The organism is Dactylosporangium aurantiacum (assembly GCF_000716715.1).
In the GTDB taxonomy this organism is placed as follows: Bacteria; Actinomycetota; Actinomycetes; order Mycobacteriales; family Micromonosporaceae; genus Dactylosporangium; species Dactylosporangium aurantiacum.
In genome coordinates this window covers 199,319-205,318 of the sequence record NZ_JNYJ01000014.1, presented here as the reverse complement: position 1 = coordinate 205,318, position 6,000 = coordinate 199,319, and the positions used below count along the sequence as shown (strand labels likewise).

The window sequence follows — 6,000 nt, the reverse complement described above, 5'->3', positions numbered from 1 at the left end:
CAGCCGGTGCCGCGCGATCGGCGGGCAGCACGCCGCGTCCGCGGTGAGGTCCGTGAGCGTCAGCGCCTGTTTCGACATGCCTCTAGGTTGACAGATCTCGAATCAGCGTGCAACCGTTTGATTCGACGGACGTCAAGACAGTCCGTGCCGGACAATGGCCGATACGCGAAGGAGCTCAACCATGACCAGCGACCACACCCCGGGCGGTTTCTCCGGCGACCCGGCCGCCGCCCTCGACGTGGCCGGCACCGGCGGCTGCTGCGGCAACCCGCCCCAGGCCACCCTGACCTTGCCGGCGGTCGACGGCCCCGACGCGGCAGCGCCCTGTTGCGGCACCATGGCCGAGGCGGCGCGGGCCGGCGCCTGCTGCGGCACGTCGGCGAAGGCCGAGGCGGTCGCGTCCGGCGCGGGCTGCTGCGGATGAGCACCGCCGCCGGCCGGCCACCCGCGACCGACGCGGCGGTGCTCGCCGCGCTGCCCGCCGCGGTCTCCGGCGAGCGGATGGCCGCCACCGTCGCCACCCTCGCCGCCGAGGCGTTCGCCGGTCGCCGGGTCGGCTCGGCCGGCGGCGCCGCGGCCCGCGGCTGGCTCTCCAGGCACCTCGCCGACCTCGGCGCGACCGTGACCGTGGAGCCGTTCGAGGTCCGGTTCGTCCCCGAGGTGTACGCCGCGCCGGACGTGCGGTGGCTCGACGGCGACACGGTCCGGCGGCTCGCGTTCGGCCGGGACGTCGCGGTCCACCTCGCCTCCGCCGACCAGCCCCTCGTCCGGCGCGGCGGGCTCGCGGTCGCCGGCGCCGGGGATCCGGGCGGCCGGTGGTTGGTCGTGCCGGCCGGCATGACGCTGTTCGACGCGTACGGACACGCCCACGGCGCCCTCGGGCTGCTGATCGGGCGCGGGGTGGACGCCGACGGCTGGCACTTCACGATGCTCGCCGGGCCGAACCCCGGCCCGCTGCCGATCCTCACCCTCGACACGGCCACCCACGCCGCGCTGCACGCGGCCGCCGCGGCGGGCGACGGCTGGCTGGCCGGGAACACCCCGATCCGCCGCCTCGACGTGCCCGCCGCCAACCTGCACGGCGCCTGGCCGGCCGGCGCCGGCCCGCAGGTGCTGCTGACCGCGCACTACGACGGCGTCGGCGACCACCCGGGCCTGCGGCAGCCGGCCGCCGCGGACAACGGCAGCGGCGTCGCCGTCGTCCTCGAGGCGGCCCGGGTCCTCACGACGCTGGTCCCCCGACAGGTGCGGCTGTCGGTCGCGCTGCTCGACGCCGAGGAGGCCGGCGCGCTCGGCTCCGCCCACCACGCCGCCCAGCTGCGGCGGGCCGGGGCGGCGCCGCTGGTCGTCAACGTCGACGGCGCCGGCGACCTGCACCGGGCCGCCGCCGTCGAGGCGGGCGGGCCCGCGCACGCGCTGCTCGCCGCGCTCGACCAGGCCGGCCGGTACACCGGGCTGCCGCTGACCGCGGGGCCGGTCGCCTCGGACAACCGCCGGTACGCCGCCGCCGGGCTGGCCGCGGTCGGCATCGGCGCCGGGATGGCCGGCTACCACAGCCCGGCGGACACACCCGACCGCGTCGAGCCCGCCACCCTGACCGCCGTGGCGAAGCTCGTCACCGCGGCGGTCTGGCTGGCGACCCGGAGCCATCCGCCCGCGCCGTGACCGTCAGGAGAAGACGCCGAACGCCGCGGCGATGCCGACCGCCACGACCGCGCCGCCGGCCAGCTCGCGCCGCCAGGTCTGTTCGCGCTCGTCGCCCTCCCGGCCGAACAGCTCGATGACCGAGAACACCAGGCCGGGCAGCGACAGCAGCACGAAGCCGTTGAGGATCCGCGCCGCGGGGTCGTCCAGCAGCCACGCCAGGGCCAGCCCGGACAGGGTGCCGACGAGCATCATGAAGACCGTCTTCACGATGCGTTTCGGCAGGAACCGGAACAGCTTCGGCGCGTTCGGGAACGCGTCCTCGTACACGCTGAGCACCTGCGGCACGAGGAACAGCAGCGCACCGACCCACAGCTGCCACGGCGTGCCGAGGAACGCGACCGCCACGAACACGAACAGCACGGTGCGCAGCCCGATCGCGGCGAGCCGCTGCGCCTTGCCCGGCTTCGGCAGCTTCTCCGGGCGCACGGCACCGAGCCGTGCCGGGTACGCCCACCCGGCGGCGCTCTCCAGCGCGATCCGGCCGGCGATCGCGGCGACCGCGGCCAGCGCGATCGGGCCCGCCGCGCCCTGGATCGGCAGCTCGTGACCGGCGAGGCCGTTGAGCGCGCCGATGCCCTTCTGCACCGCCCAACCGCCCATCAGCGAGGCGATGAGCACGTCACCGCCGCGCGTCCACCAGTCCAGGCCGCGCCGCGGCGGCGGCCGCCGGAACGGCCGCACGACGCCGGCGAGCAGCGCGATCGCGAACCACAGGGCGCACACGCCGAGCAGCAGCCGCAGCGTGTCGGTGGTGGAGACACCACCGGCGGCCACGACGATCGCGCCGAACGCGACGGCGGCGGCGAGCCCGGCGAACGCGTCGAGGATGCCGAGCACCACCAGCGCGAGCATGAACCCGGCGGACGGCAGCGGCGAGCCGTGGCCGTGCACGGCGGCGGCCGCGCCGAGGGCCGCGCCGGCGGCCGGCACCGCCCACCAGCCGGCGCCGAGCATCGCCCGCAGGTACGAGCCGTCGGTGAGGATCCGCGCGAGCAGCGGCGACTTCGGCGCGACCCGCGGCGGCAGGGCGAGGCTGTGCCGGTCGAGCCAGCCGGTCGGCAGCAGCCGCCAGGTGAACGACCGGTCGCCGCGACCGGCGCCGTCCCACTGCTCCTTGAAGTGCTTCGCGGAGCCGGACGCGATCTTGCCCGCCTTGCGCCGCTCACCGCCGCCGCGGGAGCCGGTCCGGGCACCGGTGGCCGTGCCGGCGACGGCGACGCTGCCGGCACCGGCGGTGATCGCGAGCAGCGTGAAACCGGCGACGGCGGTGGTGACGACCGCGTCGGCGTGCGCCGCCGGCAGGTACGCCGGGAACTGGGCGAGCACGTCGCCGCCGCCGGACAGGTCCGGTGCCGCGACCGGCGGGCGCGTACCGCCGCCGGCCGGCACCGCGGCAGTCGGGGTGGTCGGGGTGGTCGCCGGGTCGTCGACGAGGAGCAGCCCGACGCTCAGGGAGCGCTGGGTGCCGTCGGCGGTGACCCCGTTGACCTGCAGCGCGTGCTGGCCGGTCGGCAGTGACGCGGGCACCGGCAGGCGGGCCTCGACGGCGCCGTGCGCGTCGGTGGTCACCTGCCCGATGAGGACCGGGTCGGAGAACAGCCACACGTCGGCGCGGGTCTTCACGGCGAAACCGGTCATCGACACCGACACCTGGTGCTTGCGGTCCACGACGAGCCGGCCGTCCGCGCCGGCCGCCTGCCGGGTGCCGCCGGGACCGATCGCGGCGACCGCGGCGGTGAACCCGGCGCCGGTGAGCGTGACGCCGCCGCCGGCGGCGGGCGTGACGGTGACCTGGTCGGGCGCGCCGCCGAGGGTGGACAGGGCCTGGCTCGGGGTGAGCGCCGGGCGCGCCCCGGTCGCCGGGTCCCGCACCGGCACGGCGGCCGGCTGGGCCACGGTGAGCCGCGCGACGACCGGCGCCGCGACCCAGTCGGGGTTGTCGAGGGTGGCGACGACCCGGTACGTGCCGGCGGCCCTCGGCGCCTGGCCGAGCGCGTCGTAGGTGACGGAGGTGCCGGCCAGCCCGGCCGGGGTGGTGTGCACCAGCGCCGGGTGCGGCCCGCCGTCGGCGACCTGCGCCAGGCCGCGCACGTGCAGGGTCGCGGTGCCGCGCTCGACACGGGTGGTGGCGGTGGCCGCGGTCGCCGGCAGGTGGCCGTCGTCGCCGGGCTGCGCGGCGGTGACGGTGCAGGTGCCGGCGTGCGCCGCGGCGAGGACGCCGCCGCCGGCGGCGGTGCGCAGCTCGCAGGGGCCGGCGGCGGTGAGCCGCACCGGCAGGCCGGCGCTGGAGGTGGCGGTGACGGCGGCCGCGGCGCCGCCGACGGTGAGCCGGGCCGGCGCGCTGAGCGTCACGGCCTGGACCGCCCGGGCGACCTCGACGGAGCGCGTCACGGCGGGCGCGGCGAGCCGGTCGCCGTCACCGTCCTGGTGCGCGGTGACGACGCACTCGCCGCCGCGGACGTACGCGAGGGTGCCCGAGCGCACCTCGCAGCTGCCGGTGCCGGTGAACCGGACCGGCAGGCCGGACGTGGCCTCGGCGTGCAGGGGGCGCGGCGCGTCGCCGAACGTCGCGGCGGACAGGTCGGCGAACGCGACCTCCTGGGCGGCCCTGGCGACGGTGAGGGTGGCGGTGAGCGTGCCCTGGTAGCGCGGGCCGTCGACGGTGGCGACGACCCGGTAGGTGCCGGCCGCGACCGGCGGCGTGGCGGACCCGTCGTACGTGACGTGGACGGTGCCGGCGCCGGCCGGTTCGGCGCTCGCCGTGGCGGGGCGCGGGGCACCGCTGTACACCTGCGACAGGCCGCCGAGGGTGATCGTGGCGACGCCCTTGGCCACGGCGAAGGACCGGGTGGCGGGCGCGGCGGCGGCATGGTCGGCGTCGCCGGCCTGGGTGGCGGTGACGGTGCACTGGCCGACGCCGGTGACGTGCAGCGTGACCCCGTCGACGGTGCACGGGCCGCCGGCCTCGTAGCCGACGGGCAGCCCGGCGTCGCTGGACGCGGCGAGGTGGACGGGGTCGCCGCCGAACCTGCGGCCGGCCAGCTCCGGGAACGTGACGGTCTGCGCGGCCCGGCCGACGACGAGGGTGCCCGACGCGGTGCCGGCATGCGTCGCGGAGGTGTACGTGGCCTGCACCGCGTAGGTGCCGGCGTGGACCGGCGGCGTCGCCGAGCCGTCGTAGGTGACGGTCATCGTGCCGGAGCCGGGGTCCGGGGCGGCGGTCGCGGTGACCGGGCGGCCGGTGCCGTCGTAGGTCTGGGCGAGCCCGGCGAGGGAGACGGCCACCGGCGCCTTGGCCACCTGCAGCGTCCGGGTCACCGGTGCGGCCGCGGTGTACGTGCCGTCGCCGGCCTGGCTCGCGGTCAGGGTGCAGGCGCCGGCGGTGGTGACGGTCACCGTCGCGCCGGACACGGTGCACGCCCCGGACGCGGTGAGCGTGACCGGCAGGCCCGAGCTGGCGGTGGCGGCGACGGTGAACGGCGCGGCGCCGTACGTGACGTCGCCGGGCGCGGGGAAGTCGATGGTCTGCGCGCCGGGCGGGCTCGGCTGGCCGCCGCGGACCTGGTGCACGTACCGGCCCGCGTGGCCGCTGCCGCCGGAGTTGTGCACCAGGCCGGTGGCGGTGTTGGCGTCGACGAGCGCCCCGGCGGCGCCGGAGCCCGGGTACACGTAGGTGAAGGTGCCGTTGGAGTAGCCGACGGTCAGCCCGCCGGCCGGCTCGTACGCCAGCCGGTCGTAGTTCATGACGATGTCGAAGTTGCCGGCGCCGGTGTCGGCGCGGTCCACGAGGATGAGCTGCGAGCTGTTGAGCCGGTCGGCGCCGTTGTTGTAGTAGCCGACGTCGACCCAGTTGACGCAGTACGCGGGCCGCCCGCCGTAGGTGACCGGGCCGTAGGACACCGGTGACGTGCCCGCCGCGCGGGTGTCGACGTCGAAGAACGCGACCGCGATGATCGGGCTGCCGAACGCGGCCAGGTTGAGGCCGGAGAAGCCGGTGTACGGGCTGCCGAACGTGACGTCGCCGTTGTTGTTGACGTACATGCTGCTGTACGTCGTGCCGAAGAAGTTGACCGGGAAGCCGAGCGGCACCGGACCCGATGATCCGTCGTCGGTGCGCGCGGCGAGCGTGGTGACGCACCCGGCGTCGGTGACGACCGCGCCGGGCCCCGCCGCGTGGGCCGGCTCGACGCCGAGGGCGAGCATCGCCCCCTGCACCGCCAGCATCAGCAGTGCCAGGAATCGGGAGGAACGCCGTCGGCCGCGGTTGGTCATGGACCACCTATCGGCACTCCC

General features: G+C 77.2%; 3 protein-coding genes. 2 read left to right on the top strand and 1 reads right to left on the bottom strand.

The annotated features are described in order from the left end of the window. The first annotated feature begins 181 nt into the window (after positions 1-181). Entirely contained in the window at positions 182-424 is a 243-nt protein-coding gene (locus OP18_RS18490) for a hypothetical protein (protein ID WP_033360145.1), read from the top strand. After that, positions 421-1,665, top strand: coding sequence for a M28 family metallopeptidase (locus tag OP18_RS18485; RefSeq protein ID WP_245635429.1), 1,245 nt, complete (start codon positions 421-423; stop codon positions 1,663-1,665). The genes OP18_RS18490 and OP18_RS18485 overlap by 4 nt, the downstream gene beginning before the upstream one ends. A 3-nt stretch (positions 1,666-1,668) precedes the next feature. Here the strand turns inward: OP18_RS18485 and OP18_RS52690 are convergent, their stop codons facing one another. Then, positions 1,669-5,979, bottom strand: a complete 4,311-nt coding sequence (locus tag OP18_RS52690) for an MBG domain-containing protein (protein ID WP_156089605.1) — start codon at positions 5,977-5,979, stop codon at positions 1,669-1,671. Positions 5,980-6,000: the final 21 nt, after the last annotated feature.